Source organism: Halocatena halophila, from assembly GCA_027563145.1.
Lineage (GTDB): Archaea > Halobacteriota > Halobacteria > Halobacteriales > Haloarculaceae > Halocatena > Halocatena halophila.
The window spans coordinates 862,703-877,539 of sequence record CP071306.1 but is presented as its reverse complement, the minus strand read 5'-3'; the positions used below and the strand labels follow the sequence as shown (position 1 = coordinate 877,539).

The 14,837-nt window shown below is 58.8% G+C and carries 13 protein-coding genes and 1 tRNA gene; 3 read left to right on the top strand and 11 right to left on the bottom strand.

Annotated features, from left to right (window positions below; genetic code table 11):
• Window positions 1–5: 5 nt before the first annotated feature.
• On the bottom strand, window positions 6–2,501 hold the full coding sequence (locus tag JXQ78_RS04605) for a cbb3-type cytochrome c oxidase subunit I (RefSeq protein ID WP_330632303.1): 2,496 nt from the start codon (window positions 2,499–2,501) through the stop codon (window positions 6–8).
• A gap of 3 nt (window positions 2,502–2,504) precedes the next feature.
• Entirely contained in the window at window positions 2,505–3,329 is an 825-nt protein-coding gene (coxB, locus tag JXQ78_RS04600; protein ID WP_330632302.1) for a cytochrome c oxidase subunit II, read from the bottom strand.
• Between the two features lie 150 nt (window positions 3,330–3,479).
• Between coxB and JXQ78_RS04595 the strand changes: the two genes are divergently transcribed.
• The gene (locus tag JXQ78_RS04595; RefSeq protein ID WP_330632301.1) at window positions 3,480–4,856 is read left to right on the top strand and encodes an NAD-dependent succinate-semialdehyde dehydrogenase; all 1,377 of its coding nucleotides are present in this window, start codon (window positions 3,480–3,482) and stop codon (window positions 4,854–4,856) included.
• Here the strand turns inward: JXQ78_RS04595 and JXQ78_RS04590 are convergent.
• The gene (locus JXQ78_RS04590) at window positions 4,810–5,844 is read right to left on the bottom strand and encodes a glycosyltransferase (RefSeq protein ID WP_330632300.1); all 1,035 of its coding nucleotides are present in this window, start codon (window positions 5,842–5,844) and stop codon (window positions 4,810–4,812) included. The genes JXQ78_RS04595 and JXQ78_RS04590 overlap by 47 nt on opposite strands.
• A 197-nt stretch (window positions 5,845–6,041) precedes the next feature.
• On the opposite strand from JXQ78_RS04590, the gene ilvD reads away from it, so the two are divergent.
• On the top strand, window positions 6,042–7,766 hold the full coding sequence (ilvD, locus tag JXQ78_RS04585) for a dihydroxy-acid dehydratase (protein WP_330632299.1): 1,725 nt from the start codon (window positions 6,042–6,044) through the stop codon (window positions 7,764–7,766).
• On the opposite strand, the gene JXQ78_RS04580 is transcribed toward ilvD, so the two are convergent.
• From JXQ78_RS04580 to JXQ78_RS04545, 8 genes are all read right to left on the bottom strand, one after another.
• Window positions 7,767–8,885 (bottom strand): AI-2E family transporter, encoded by a 1,119-nt coding sequence (locus JXQ78_RS04580; protein ID WP_330632298.1) that lies wholly within the window; start codon window positions 8,883–8,885, stop codon window positions 7,767–7,769.
• A 103-nt stretch (window positions 8,886–8,988) separates the two neighbouring features.
• Window positions 8,989–9,510: a GNAT family N-acetyltransferase gene (locus JXQ78_RS04575; RefSeq protein ID WP_330632297.1), complete on the bottom strand. Its 522-nt coding sequence runs from the start codon at window positions 9,508–9,510 to the stop codon at window positions 8,989–8,991.
• 82 nt (window positions 9,511–9,592) lie between these two features.
• A complete protein-coding gene (locus JXQ78_RS04570; RefSeq protein ID WP_330632296.1) occupies window positions 9,593–10,774 on the bottom strand; it encodes an outer membrane protein assembly factor BamB family protein in 1,182 nt (393 codons plus the stop codon).
• A gap of 72 nt (window positions 10,775–10,846) precedes the next feature.
• A tRNA-Pro gene (locus JXQ78_RS04565) sits at window positions 10,847–10,919 on the bottom strand.
• 75 nt (window positions 10,920–10,994) lie between these two features.
• Window positions 10,995–11,852 (bottom strand): RNA-guided pseudouridylation complex pseudouridine synthase subunit Cbf5, encoded by an 858-nt coding sequence (locus JXQ78_RS04560; RefSeq protein WP_330632295.1) that lies wholly within the window; start codon window positions 11,850–11,852, stop codon window positions 10,995–10,997.
• Between the two features lie 4 nt (window positions 11,853–11,856).
• Window positions 11,857–12,435 (bottom strand): (d)CMP kinase, encoded by a 579-nt coding sequence (gene cmk, locus JXQ78_RS04555; RefSeq protein WP_330632294.1) that lies wholly within the window; start codon window positions 12,433–12,435, stop codon window positions 11,857–11,859.
• A gap of 36 nt (window positions 12,436–12,471) precedes the next feature.
• On the bottom strand, window positions 12,472–13,392 hold the full coding sequence (locus JXQ78_RS04550) for a DUF106 domain-containing protein (protein ID WP_330632293.1): 921 nt from the start codon (window positions 13,390–13,392) through the stop codon (window positions 12,472–12,474).
• A gap of 92 nt (window positions 13,393–13,484) precedes the next feature.
• A complete protein-coding gene (locus tag JXQ78_RS04545) occupies window positions 13,485–14,114 on the bottom strand; it encodes an adenylate kinase (RefSeq protein WP_330632292.1) in 630 nt (209 codons plus the stop codon).
• 71 nt (window positions 14,115–14,185) lie between these two features.
• On the opposite strand from JXQ78_RS04545, the gene JXQ78_RS04540 reads away from it, so the two are divergent.
• Window positions 14,186–14,770, top strand: a complete 585-nt coding sequence (locus JXQ78_RS04540; RefSeq protein WP_330632291.1) for a class I SAM-dependent methyltransferase — start codon at window positions 14,186–14,188, stop codon at window positions 14,768–14,770.
• The last annotated feature ends 67 nt before the right edge of the window (window positions 14,771–14,837 follow it).

The window sequence follows — 14,837 nt, the reverse complement described above, 5'->3', positions numbered from 1 at the left end:
GTTCGTTAGAGGATGTAGAACAGCGGGAACAAGAATAACCAGACGATATCGACGAAGTGCCAGTAGAGTCCGAAATACTCCACTGGCCGTTCATCGTCGAGATACGCCCCATTGAGCGCCCGGGGGATCATATACAGCACGATCACGAGTCCGAGCACGACGTGCAACCCGTGCAGTCCGGTCGTCAAAAAGAATGTTGAGGCCTGCACGTCGGTGGAAAGCCAGATGTTGTGGTGAAAGAGCTCGATCCACTCGATTCCTTTGTTGATCAGAAAGGCGATCCCGAGCAACAGCGTTGTCGTCAGTCCGGCGACGACGCCCCAACGTCTGCCTTTCTGGGCGGCGACGAGTGCTAACACCACACAGAAACTGCTCGTCAGCAAGATGTACGTGTTGATCAATCCGGGAATCGGGTTGTGGGGAACGATCTTCCAGGCCTCCCAACCATATCCTGCCCGGAGGAAGACGTATGAGCCAACGAACGCACCGAACAGCACGATATCCGAGGCCAGGAATATCCAGACGCCAAGCTTTCCGTTTTCGATTCCCGCGAACGGCCATCGTTCAGCAACAGCCGGTTCTGTAACCGAAAACGATTCCAGTCCGAATCCTAGCAAGGTGACTGCGAGCAATCCACCGCCGACGATCGTGATTGGAACGTAGATGCCACCGGTTGCGACGCCGGACAATCCGAGGAACAATACGAACGAGCCGATTGAGATCCCCAGCGGCCAGGGGCTCGCGTGGCTGTCGTGACCGTCGTGACTCGAGGGTGTCGGCTTCGTTACCGTGCCACCGTCGGTTGAGGCCGTTTCACGGTCCAGAAAGTCGAGCGAGCCGCTCTCGTAGCTCGGCATGCCTGGGAAGTTTTCCAGGGGTGGTGGCGAGGGAATGGCCCACTCAGCAGTGGTGGCGTGCGCCCAGGGATTCGAACTGACCGTCTCGCCGTCCCAGAGGCTGCGATAACAGTTCCAGATGACGAGCAAAAACGCAAATCCGAGGAGAAAGCCACCGACGGTGGCGAGCTGGTGAAAGCCCGTGAGCTCTGCTGGATAGTCGAACACACGTCGTGGCGTCTCCCAGGCGATGAACATCGGGAAATACAACAGGTTGAAGCCGGCGAAAAACAGCCAGAACGAGAGTTTTCCGAGTCGGCGGTTGTACATCCGACCGGTGAGCTTCGGATACCAGTAGTACAGCGCACCGACGAGCGCCATGACTCCAGAGACCATCACGTAGTGGAAATGCGCCACCACCCAGTAGGTTCCCCTGAGCTGGTAATCGAGAACGACCGCTCCGAGAAAGACGCCTGTGATGCCGCCAATAATGAACACGAACAGCGACCCAAACGCGAACAAAAACGGCGTCGTGAATCGCAACCTGCCTTTCACCATCGTGTAGATCAACGAGAACACCATCAGGTCGAACGGCAGGGAAATACCGATCGTGGTGATCATAAACAGCGTCTTGATCTGAAGATTGATCGATGTGAGAAACATGTGGTGCATCCAGACCAGAAAGCTCTGGAGCGCAACGAGCAACATTGAAACGATAAACCACTTGCGACCGACCAGCCGGCGACCGGTGAACGTCTGGAACATCTCTGCCATCGCTCCCAGTGCCGGGAAAAAGACGATGTACACCTCTGGATGGCCGAAAAACCAGAACAGATGCGTCCAGAGCAACGAGCCGGGAGTTCCTTCAGCGGTGAAGTAGGTCGTCCCCAGGATGCGATCGGAGCTCAAAATCAAGAGTGCCGCGAGCAACGCCGCGAACGCGAACAACATCATCCAGACGGTGAGCAAAATTGACCAGGTAAACAGCGGCATCCGTCGGAGCGTGAGCCCCGGAGCGCGCATGCGGTGCATCGTCGTCAAGAAGTTCACCGACGAAACGGTGACTGAAATAACAAACAACGTGAGCGCGAGTATCGTCGTCGTCGAGCCAATCTGGGGCATGTAGTTTGGCACCGACAACGGCGCGTACATCGTCCAGCCGCCCGAGAAACTCCCGCCCTGGAAAAACGAGAGTCCGAGAAGTATTCCCGAGAACAGATAGAGCCAGTAGCTCAGGGCGTTGAGCCGGGGGAACGCGAGATCTTTCGCGCCAATCTGTAGTGGCACGATGTAGTTCGCAAAGCCGAACGCAAACGGCGAGAGAAACCAGAACACCATGATCAATCCGTGTGTCGAAACGGTCTGGTTGTACCCGTCAGCACTCAAAAAGTCCCCGACGGGCGTCAACAGCTCAATGCGCATCAACAGCGCCAGCACGCCGCCGAACACGAGAAACAACAGCGCGGTAACAACGTAGAGCACGCCAACGTCTTTGTGGTTGGTCGTGAGTAGCCATCGCCGGAGCGCGCCGTACGGTGGGAGATCATCCCGCGTGAAAAATCGACGGAGTGTGGATTGCTTGGACGTGGGTTCGGCAAGCGGCCGGCTCGCGTGGCCGCCGTCGGGCTGTACAGCTGACTCATCAGTGGATCTGTCGTCACTCATCGGTTACACCAGCACGTGATTGTGCGCCAGTCTGCTCTGTGGATGGTCCATGGCGTGGGCCCCCTCGGTCGTCGATTCGTTCGGCGTCGGCGTGGCGTCGCTGGTTGTCTGGGCGTACCAGCGATCGAATTCCGCGCCGTCCATAATGATCACCTCGGAGGTCATCTCCGAGTGGCCGGTCCCACACAGTTCATAACAGTTTGCTTCGACGGTTTCCGTCTCGTCGGGATTGAACCACGTGGTCGTGTTCTGTGCTGGGATGGCATCGGTTTTCAGATCGTATTTCGGAATGCCGTAGGTGTGCATCACGTCGCTTGAGGTGATGGTGAGCTCTATCGGCCGATCATCAGGCACCCGAAGGGTGTACGACGAATTCCCGTTCGGATAAATGTACTTCCAGGCGAACTGCTCGCCAACCACCGTCACCGACAGGGGCTTATCGCTATTGGGTTCCCCACTAACCTCAGGGGGTCCGCCTTCGACTCCCATTAACAGAAACCACGCGTAGGAAATCAGCGCAATCACGATGATCGCGCTCAACGTCAACGAAACCGCGAGCTTTCGCCCATCACCGCCCCCTTCGGGTAACTCCCCGAGCTGGGGTGAATCTTTCAGTTCATCGGTCTCTCCATCAGCCCGATAGCGAACGGCAACGTACACCATATATGACAACACCACGATGCCGACGAGCGTCCCCAGGACGAGAAATATAGAAAACAAATGGGGAAAAACCTCGCTCATCGTCCGGGATTGACCCTGTAAAATGACAGTTGCTGGTGGTGCGCTGGTACCGAACGTCTGCACAGTGAGCCCTACTAACACGGACATCGATGGCACGGCTCATGATTATTTCATAGATACTTATTTATTACGCACCAGGTTATTGCGCATTAGATAGTTGAAAAATCTTCGCCAATTACAAATTTTTGGATGTTGGTTAACGGATATTTATTTGTGATTGCCGGCTGTGGTTTGATCATGGATCGAATCAATCCCACAACGGAGCAACCGCTCGATCCGATCGCCCCACACGACGACGCCACAGTCGAGCGATCGATCGCAGCGGCCGTCCGCGCCGGTAGTTCGTGGGCCGATCGTCCGCTTCGTGATCGCCGTCAAAGGCTCCAGGGAGTTGCCGAACAGCTACGATCGGAGTGTGAAGAGCACGCAGCGTTAATCACCTCGGAGGTGGGCAAACCGATCACAGAATCTCGATCGGAGATCGAAAAGTGCGCGTGGGTGTGTGAGCATTATGCTGAACACGCCGGCTCCTATCTGGCCCCCGAGCGACTGCCGAGCGAACCACACGCAACGACGTTCGTTCGCCACGAACCGCTCGGTCCGTTGCTTGCCGTGATGCCGTGGAACTTTCCGTTCTGGCAGGTGTTCCGATTTGTCGCACCAGCCCTGGTGGCCGGCAACACCGCGCTGTTGAAACACGCCTCGAACGTACCTGGCTGCGCGCAGGCGATCGAGCGCGTGGTATCGGCGGCGGGAGTTCCGGATGGGGTGTTCCAGAGCCTGCTCGTTGGTTCGGAGGCGGTCGAGTCGCTCATTACGGATGACCGTATCAAGGGGGTGACGCTGACAGGAAGCGAGCGCGCTGGCCAGGCGGTGGGTGGTGCTGCTGGGACGGAACTGCTGCCATCTGTGCTTGAGCTCGGCGGTAGCGATCCGTTCATCGTGCTTGCCGATGCAAACGTCGAGGCGGCAGCCCGAATTGGAGCCAGGGCACGGACGATTAACTCCGGACAGTCCTGTATCGCCGCAAAGCGGTTCATCGTTCACGAAGCGGTGTATGAAGAGTTCCGAGACCGATTCATCGAAGCGATGGCTGCACTGACGGTTGGTGATCCGACCGACGAATCGACCGACGTTGGACCACAGGCCAGGGCAGACCTCCTCGAAACACTCGATGAGCAGGTGACAGCAACGGTAGAAGCCGGCGCGACGCTTGAGCTTGGCGGCGAACCGCTTGACCGGACGGGGTATTTCTTCGAACCCACGGTGTTGTCAGACGTCCCACCGGAGACGCCAATGACGAACGAGGAGGTGTTTGGACCTGTTGCTCCCATCTTCGAGGTCGATTCGACCGATAGCGCAATCGAGCTGGCCAACGATTCGCCGTACGGTCTTGGCTGTTCGCTCTGGAGTACCGATCTCGACGTCGCCAGGGAGCTGTCGGGACGAATCGACGCCGGCTGTGTGTTCATCAACGAACTCACCAAGTCCGATCCCCGACTCCCATTCGGTGGCATTGGCCGCTCGGGCTACGGACGAGAGCTATCGAAACGCGGGATTGAGGCGTTTACAAACCAGAAGACCGTCTGGATTCAGTCGGCCGCGAACCAGTAGCGCTGCTCGGTGTGGCCGTTGGACGCGGATGTGACGGTTGCGTTGTGTCGATCTCTGAGAGCACCCGTTCTGCGACCAGATCAGTACCGTTCTTGAACGATGGAGCTGGTGGCGGTCGCGCAACTGCGCGGGAAACCGCCGACGGTGAGTCGACGACGGCAAAGCCGTCCGTTTCTGCGAGCAGTGCGGCGACGCCACGCTGTTCGTCCGTGAACGGACGCACGACACACGGCGTTCCGGCAACGGCTGCCTCCATCACGGTCGAATATCCCGAACAGATGACGAGATTTGCGGCCTCGATGTAGGGAAACAGCGAGACGACTGGTTCCCAGTCCGGCCCACCCACTGCGAGCACCGACCGACCATCTTCTCGCACTGGCTCGATAAACCGATCCATCTCCCGGGAGTAGACGCTCGGCACAACGAGAACGTCGATATCGGGCGTTTCAGTGTCTCCCTCGAGTGCGATTGGTCCCACGCGAGTGCATCGCGGTGGATCTGCTCGGCAAGGCTCCCACACTGCTGGATAGAAAAACGACCGTGCAGAGTACTGGTGGTGCAAGGAGAGCACCGACGTGGCGATCCGCTCGAGATACTGTGAATACAGCCCCGGTGAATTGTGGCTTAAGTGATAGGTTGTCACCCCAGCGACGTTTGCGGCGATCGTGGCGAACATGTCGTCGGTAACGAGTGCCGCTGGAGAAACGCGCCGGAGCCAGCCAACGAGATCTCTGATCCGCTGAACGGCGCGGGGAACGCTATCAGTGAGGACGCCGCCCATCCCAAGCTGTCTGGTGTCGATAAAATCGACGGTTGTCGGTATGAACGGATCGTAGCCGTTCATCCGAACGAACTGCGTCCCTGGACCGCCGCCGGCGACGCTCACCGTCGCTCCCCGTTTCTCAAGGGCCCGACCCACCGCCAGCATTCGTGTCGCGTGTCCTGCCCCCTCTGGATAATATACAACAGCAATCTGTGGGGTCATCATTGCTCTAGTGTAATAGTAGGTCCAAGTAGGCTTGGGTAATCACCAGATAGAACTCCAAAATACAATAGTTGGATATTCTACCAATCGGCCGGGTTCTTTAGTAGGATATTCAACACTATGGTGGGGTTCGTCGCCAGCAAGCCAGCAAGATTTGACCACCACCGGAGAGTTATACGACTGTGGGCGTTCGTGGGGGTATGAGCGACGAGCTTCACCAGTATGGAAAGTCGGACACCCTGCCGAGTCACGAGGTGACCGAGGGACCGGACCGTGCGCCACACCGCGCGATGTTCCGGGCAATGGGCTACGATGACGCTGATTTTTCAAGTCCAATGGTTGGCATCGCTAACCCTTCGGCCGACATAACGCCATGCAACGTTCATCTCGATACGGTTGCAGAATCTGCAATCGAGGGTGTCGAAGCCGAATCCGGGATGGCGATCGAGTTCGGGACGATCACCATTTCGGATGCGATTTCGATGGGCACCGAGGGAATGAAGGCGTCGCTGATCTCACGCGAGATGATCGCGGATTCGGTTGAGCTGGTTGCGTTTGGCGAGCGGATGGACGCGCTGGTGACGGTCGCCGGCTGTGATAAGAATTTGCCAGGAATGATGATGGCGGCGATTCGGACGGACCTCCCGAGCGTCTTTTTGTACGGTGGATCGATCATGCCGGGCGAACACGACGGCCGGGAGGTGACCGTCCAGAACGTTTTCGAGGGCGTTGGGTCGGTCGCGTCCGGCGACATGAGCGAAGAAGAACTCGATGCGCTAGAACGGGACGCCTGTCCGGGAGCTGGTTCGTGTGGCGGAATGTTCACCGCCAACACGATGGCCTCGATCAGTGAGGCCATCGGGTTGGCTCCACTCGGATCGGCGAGTGCGCCGGCAGAATCTGACCAGCGCCGGTCGGTCGCGGCTCGTGCTGGGAAACTCGCACTGGATGCGGTTCAGGACGACCGGACGCCGTCGTCGATTCTCACGAAGTCTTCTTTCGAAAACGCGATCGCTGTGCAGGTTGCCACCGGCGGCTCGACGAACGCGGTGTTGCACCTGCTGGCAATGGCGGCAGAGGCCGGAATCGATCTCACGCTTGCGGATTTCGACGCGATCAGCCGCCGAACGCCAAAGATTGCCAATCTTCAGCCTGGCGGGACGAAAAAGATGAAAGATCTCCACGATGTTGGCGGCGTGCCAATCGTCATTCGTCGACTCCATGCGGCGGGGCTTATCGACGGCGAGGCGATGACGATCACGGGCCGAACGATCGCCGAAGAACTCGATGTGCTCGATCTCCCCGAAGATTCGGCGATCGACGCCCCGTTTTTGCGTCCGGTCGACGATCCATTCACAGCGGAGGGAGCGATTAAAATCTTGCGCGGCAATCTCGCCCCTGACGGTGCGGTGTTGAAAGCGACCGGCTCGGACGCATTTGAGCACGAAGGGCCCGCTCGGGTGTTCGAAACCGAAGAGGATGCGATGGCTTACGTGCAGGACGGAGCGATTGAGTCGGGCGATGTGATCGTTGTGCGCAATGAGGGACCACAGGGTGGTCCTGGAATGCGCGAGATGCTTGGCGTGACCGCCGCGGTCGTCGGACAGGGCCACGAGGATGACGTGGCGCTGCTCACTGATGGTCGGTTCTCTGGGGCGACTCGCGGACCGATGATCGGACACGTTGCGCCCGAAGCGTTCGTCGGGGGCCCGATCGGCGTTCTCGAAGACGGTGATACGATTTCGATCGACATCGAAGCGCGCCAGCTCGACGTTGCGCTCTCAGAGAAAACGATTGAGGAGCGGCGGGCCACAATGGATGCACCAACCCCGAACTACACGGGCGGCGTGCTCGCAAAGTACGGTGCGGCGTTCGATTCGGCGGCAAACGGTGCCGTGACGAATCCGGCAATCAAAAAGGAGTGATCATTCGTCGGCTTCGAGTGCTGGATCGGAGCCCAGATCGCGAGCGGCCGTCGGTCGTGGCGTCACCGGTCCTCCATGGAGGAGATCGGTGATGACCAGCCGAATCGCCTGGAGGGCAAAGACGAGGATGATCGGTCCCAGAAACAGCCCATACCAGCCGAAAAACAGCCCGCCGAACACGTACGCGAAGATCGTCAATCCGACGTGGAGCTTTCGTCCGGCGATATACGGCTGAATGAATGACTGTGGGATCAGATCGAGCACGACGAGCGAGACGATTCCGAACAGTGCTGGATACCAGAGCTGGACTGGTGACGCCCGGATGGCAAGCAACACCAGATACCCCGTTATCGGCAGGTAGACGAGTTTTCCAACGATGATCGGGATGATGCTTGCAATGCCGGTCAACAGCCCAAGCAACATTGGAACTGGCACCTGGAGGTGTGGCGGCGCAATCATGTTGTAGCCATGGTACCAGACGATTGCGCCGAGCGTGATCATCACCAGGGCGATGACGTTTCCGAAGTAGACGGTTTCTAAGTCCGTGTCAACAGCGCTGGCGTAGGCGTAGGCAGCACTGTCTGGCCCCACCTCTTCTCGAAACCAGGCTTCGATCCGTGCGCCATCTCGGAGCAGGTAGTAAACAATTGCGACGATCAATCCCACGTGAACGAGCGCGTTCGTCACCGCCACGAGCACGTCGATGCTGGCCGTGAGAATCCCCTGAAGCGGTGCCGACCGCTGGAGCTGTTCGGTGATCGTGACCAGCGTCTGTGGCTCTTCGAGCCATCTGGTGAGATCCACGTACGGCTGGAGTGCCTGTCGAATTCCTTCTGAAAGCGCCATGTTCAGACTTTCGAGGCCAACAAACAGCGTGTAGCTCAGAAAAACGATGATCGGCAAGAGAACGAGTACCAGCGTGGTGACCGCCGCGAATCGGCGTGCGCTGGTAAACCGACGAATACGCCGGTTGATCGGGCGCATTGCGTAGTAGAAGAAAATCCCAACGACAATCGTTCCAACGAACGCGTAGGCGATCGCCAGCACGATCGCGGTGAGGATGGCGACCAGAAACCACCACGGCAGCAGGCTCCGGTCGGCATCGAACAGCGCGTTCACGGGCGATCACAGCCGTTTGTGTGGCTCCGTGTCGGCGCACGTTCCATACACTGGTGTTACGGGCAATCCACTTCGGTGTTCCCCCGGCGTACCACAGTGCGATTCAGCGCATCCATTCGGTCCGCAACAGCCCGTAGTTGCGGACGTCGTGATACTCGCCGTCGATGAATGCGGCCTGTCGTTCGGTTCCTTCCTGGTGAAAGCCATTGTGTTCTAACACGCGCGCAGACGCCGGGTTGCACTCGAACACGTCAGCAGTGATCCGGTGGAGTCTGCGTTGTTCGAAGCCATAGGTCACCATGCGCTCGACGGCGGCCGTAGCGTAGCCCTGGCCCCACTCGTCGGGTGCGATCCAGTAGCCGAGCGTTCCGGTGCCGTAGCGCTGTTGAATGCCGGCCTGTCGCAGCCAGATCTTCCCCACCGGCACATTCGAATCGCAGATCAGCAGGCGGACGGTCCCCTCGTCCTGTTCGTACGGTGTCTCGTCGAGCTGGGTTGGCGTGTGCGTGAGCATCGACCGCCAGATTCGGGGATCGTTTTGCTGTTTGTTGAGCCACGCTCGATCCGCTTTCGTTGGGACACAGAGTTCGATTGTATCGCCGTCGAGAAATTTGGAGCCAGGCATTCGTTCGGTGGAATTTGGACAGTGACAGGAAATGAATTTTGGTGTGTGTGGCTGACCCTTCACGGGCGAGGAGCTATGGACGTCATTCGATCGCGTACGCCTTCGATGGCTCACCGTTCCCGCCTTGTGTCATGACGAAGAGTGCCCCATCGGCGACTGCAAATCCTCTCTGGGGGGTTCCATCGACCGGCAGTCTCCATCCTTTTGTATCGATTCGTATTCCACCGAGTCCAGCACCGCCACCCATCTTGTACGCCTCGACGGCGTTTTCCGCGCCAACGAAGACGAGATCGCCCGCAGCTGCAGGGCCACACTGGACCGTCTCGCCGACAGACCAGCTTCGCTTCCCGTTTCGGTAGTTGATCGCCGAGATTGAGGTCCCTGCTGTGTACACGTGACTGCTCGTCACGACGACCGATTCCGGTGACCAGAGGTCTTTCGACCAGACGGTAGCTCCCGCACTGGACGGATTGAGTGCGAAAGTCGATCCACTGAAACAGCTGACAAACGCACCAGCACCGCTATGGCTTCCGTTCCTCGACCCCAACGCTGTGATGGCTCCCGGGAATCTCCGACGCCAGAGGCCATCTCCTTGCTCGCCATATAGTGCGTACACCTCACCGCCCTCCGTTCCAATCAGATGGAATCCTATCTTGGTCACGATAGTGGAGATCGGTCCGAACACGGAACGCTTCCAGTTCGTCTTGCCAGTGGCTGGATCGACGCTGTAAACGGTTCCAGTGTCGTCACCGAAGAGAAGGTGTGAGTTCGAATAGTCGATCGTGAACGCTTTTGGTGGCCGTTCGAAGGTTCGCTCCCACGTTCGCTTTCCCGTCTGCAGACCGAGTGCCATCAGCTCTGGTTCCTCTGAGCTCGAAATGAACACCAGCCCGTCGTGTGCGGCCACGGATCTGGGCCACACCACCGAATCTTTCTCCGTTGCCGTCCAGAGTTCGCTCCCATCCACAGTGGAGACCGCCCGAACTGCCTCGCTGGTCGGCAACACTGCCACGCTATCGACGATGATCGGTCGCGCAGACGGACTGGAAATCTCGAGCTCCCAGCGCACGCTCGGCGAGTCGGCCGATACTGTTGTCTCCGGGTTGAAGCACGTCCCATAGCCGTCGTACTGGGGCTGTGGCCACCATTTCGTTCGCTCTTCCTCGTCGCCCGGATAGAACCCGGTCTCCTCGGAGAGACAGCCGGCCATACCCACGATCCCACCACAGCCGAGCCCGGCCAGCAGCTGTCGACGTGTGTACATATTCGGCGTTGCAATGTCCACAGTAAATGTCTTCCGTACGGGGTTCTCTCGATTGCAACTGAAGATAGAATGTGGGACCGCTGAGATTCGAACTCAGGTCCAACGCACCCCATGCGCAGAGGATACCAGGCTACCCCACGGCCCCGCGTAACTGAGCCAAGGTACCATCCACGATTAAGCGTGTCGCTTTTCTCCCCGCTGGTGGCCAGTTTGGTGGGGTTCAGACGAGCACGCGCTCGGTGTCGACGACGAGGCCACTCGTGCCGTCGGGGTCGCCCACGAGCGTTCCAATCGACACTGCAGCGCCGTCGGGCGTGTAACACGCGACGAGTGCATCCCGTTCGACACCATCCGTTTCGATGATTCCCGGCGCGTACAGCGGTGCGCCGTTGGCAACCTCCTCGGCGGCCGACGGCGCAATCGTAACCGACCCAAGCCCGACCAGTGCGCGCTCTGCGGGCTGGATCACCTCCCGGATCGTTTCCTCCTCGCCCTCCGCAGCAAACGCCACCGCATCGGTCAGATCTTCCATTGTGTTCAGATCGGTGTCATCGAACGTCCCGGTCTGCACCCGGCGAAGATCGCCCATGTGCGCGCCGGTCCCGATCGCCAGTCCGAGATCGTGACAGAGCTTTCGAATGTACGTCCCACTCTGACACTCGACGTAGCAAAGTGCCGATCGCCCGTCCCGTTCGAGCAGCTCAAGGCGATGGATCGTCCGGGTCCGAAGGCGACGAGCAACAGCGCTCTTGCGTGGTGGCTTCTGATAGATTTCTCCCTCGAACGCTTCGAGTGCGGAGAGATCGTCGGCCTGGCCATGGAGTTCGAGCACCGCCACGTAGGCCTTGATACTATCATCGAACACCTGTGCCATCCTGGTTGCGTCGCCGGTCAACACCGGCAAACAGCCCGTTACCTTCGGATCGAGCGTCCCCGCATGGGCTGCCCTATCGACGCCAAGCCGATCGCGAAGCCACGCCGTCACCTGATGGGCTGAGGGACCGGGCGGCTTATCGAGATTCACGACGCCGAACGAGCACAGCGAATCGATATCGCGCTCTGTGGGTGGACCACGCATCGGCCTAGAACTCGTACCGAACGCCTTCGATCGGCATCGTTCCCTCATCGGCACGCTCGTCGTACGCGTCGACGAACGACCGAATCGTCCGAACGATGCCGGCGGGATCGAGGCGGGCGGTGTTGATAGTGAGATCGTAGATCGATCGATCTTCGATATCGATGTCGTAACACTCGCGATAGCGGAGTGCTTCGCTCGCTTCGCGCGCCTGGGTTTCCTCACGAGCGGTTTCGACGGGCTTTTTTTCACGGTCTGCAATTCGTGCGGCCCGAATCGATGGCGGCGCATCCAGCCAGATCTTATAATCGGCGTGCTCGCCGGCCATCCAGCCAGCGAGCCGGGACTCGAGAATGAGCTCGTCGCGATCCTGCGCGAGCGTCCGCTGGCGCCGATCGAGATCTCGATCGATCTGATCGTTCTCTTCAGCGAGCTGATTAAACTCGAGGACACTCATCCCCCGTTCTTCGGCGAGCGAGCGGAAAATATCGCCCCCACTCACGTGATCGTATCCCAGCACGTCGGCGAGTCGCTCTGCGGTCGTGCTCGTTCCGACGCCCGCCGGGCCGGAGACCGTGATTAACATGTTTACCCTCGGACCGGTGGCCTAAAAGTAGTTGTCTTACGAACCCGGTGTGATATCCATGTTCAACCCCTTCTGGATGACCTGCGTGGAGCCGATCGAACAGATCATATACCAGGCCAGCCAGGCAGGAAAGACCAGCAGACTGTCGGTCCAGGCGACCTCCCCGGCAAAGGGCATGATCACTGTGGTGTCGCCGGCGGGGAGTGGACCCGGTCCGATCATCCAGTAGAGCCAGAGAAACACGGGAATCGTCAGCAGCATGATCCACACCATGGGTCTAAACTGCTGTTTGAACATGCCGAGCTGATCGCCCATCATATCCATCTGCTCTTTCTGGAGGCGCTCGATCGCTTCGTCATCACCGCGCTCGCGGGCGGCCTTCTGGCGCTCCTGAAGGTCTTTCATCCGTTCCTGGTGGTCGCCCATCATCTCCGTGTCCATCAACTTTGCGCGGAACACCGTCGAGTAGAAACCCAGTGCAACGGCCAACAGAAGAACGACGCCATAGAACGGCAAGACCGCGTTCACTGGACCAAGCAACATGTGCATAACGCCCCCCACGGTGTTTTTGATGGGTTGAATCGAGTAGCCCGCCATCATGCCCAGGGCGACGAGCCCGGCGAGTTTGTCGTATGTCGTCCAGGAGGTGTCTTCGTCCGAATCGTCAGCGGTGGAGCTACCGTTGGATGCCGTGGATTTCGACCCGTTGAACTGCCCGTTGAGCGCGCCTTTGATCGTCTCAGGCTGCTGGACGGCGAATCCGTTTCCGTTGGCGCTCTGAAGCAGCCCCTTCTCGATGATCCGCCCCCACTGGCCACTGGTCAACTCGCCGTTGACATCGGCCCACTCCACCGTTCCTCCATTTTGTTCGGCTTCGGCGAGCACGGCGGAGAGTGCATCGCTCATGCCAGAATCTTCCGCAAGAAGATCGTTCACCTTCTGTTCAGCACGTACCATTGGCCAGTCCTAGGGCATGAGGCGTTATGAAACCTCCTTTCTGTAGATTTGATGGCGTGTGACATACCACCGAAGGGAGCAAGCTCTGCCCGTCACTCCAGCGTGGACTGAATCGTCTCCCAGACGCCGTCGGGTGAGTCGTTGCCGTCAATTTCGATGAGCTCGCCCTGGTCACGATAGTATTCGACGACTGGGAGCGTGTTCTCATCGTACACGTCGAGCCGTTCGTTCACAACGTCCTCGGTGTCGTCATCGCGCTGGGTGAGTTCACTTCCGCAGGCGTCACAGACGCCCTCGGTTTCGGGCTGATTGAACTCGACGTGGTACGTTTTTCCACACTCCGGACAGACGCGCCGGCCGGTGAGTCGGCGCAAAAGCTCCTCGCGATCAACGTCGAGAAACAGCACGTGATCGAGTGTGGTGATCTCATCGAGATACTCCGCCTGTGAGAGATTTCGTGGATAGCCGTCGAGAACGTACCCATCGGCGTCCTCGAGTGCAGCTGCGACAATCTCGTTGACGACCGGATCCGGGACGAGTTCGCCCGCGTCCATGTACTCCCGAGGGGTTCCATACTCCGTTTCCATGTCTTTGTTTGCACGCAACGCGTCGCCCGTCGTCACGTGGTCGAGATCGAACGCACTAACGAGATTTTCGCTCTGTGTGCCCTTGCCAGCCCCCGGTGGACCGAGCAACAGGATTCGTGGTCGTTCGGTGCCCATAGCTAAACGGTGGTGGCCGCCCCTAAAAGCTTGTAGAAACTGCTTTCAGGTGTGTGCCATTTTTTAGGGGTATGGATCCCGATCTGCAGGCGACCATCGACACGTACGACGCTATCGCAGCCAAATACGAATCACGTCACGTGGATCGGACTGCGATCGCAGCCCTGCTCGAACGGTTTCTCGACAATTGTGATGGCAATCGCATCCTGGATGTCGGCTGTGGTCCCGGCTGGGAGACCGAAACGTTCGATCGCCGGGGATACGATGTGATAGGGATTGATCTGTCCAAATCGTTTCTCGCGAGTGCTAACGATCGCGTCCCCGGTCACGTTGCTCGGATGGATATGCGCACGCCAGGACTTTCGAACGGTTCATTCGACGGTATCTGGGCCTGTGCGTCCTTCCTGCACGTCCCTCGTGGCGACGCCCGCAAAACGCTTGAAGCGTTCGGTCGCCTCCTCGATACTGGAACGATCGCCCTCGCGGTGAAACTGGGTGAGGGAAAGACCGTTGGTGACACCTACGAGAACGACCAGCGGGTGTTCACACGGTACACCGAACCGGAACTATGCTCGCTCCTTGAGGGGGCGTCGATTTCCATCACGAATTGCACCACCCATGACGGTGAGTGGCTTCAGTGTATTGGATCGGTGTGATCGCCACTCTCCGACCGTGGCCAAATTGTGTGTAAGACAACAGAGGAATTAGTAACTGCTAGTGGTC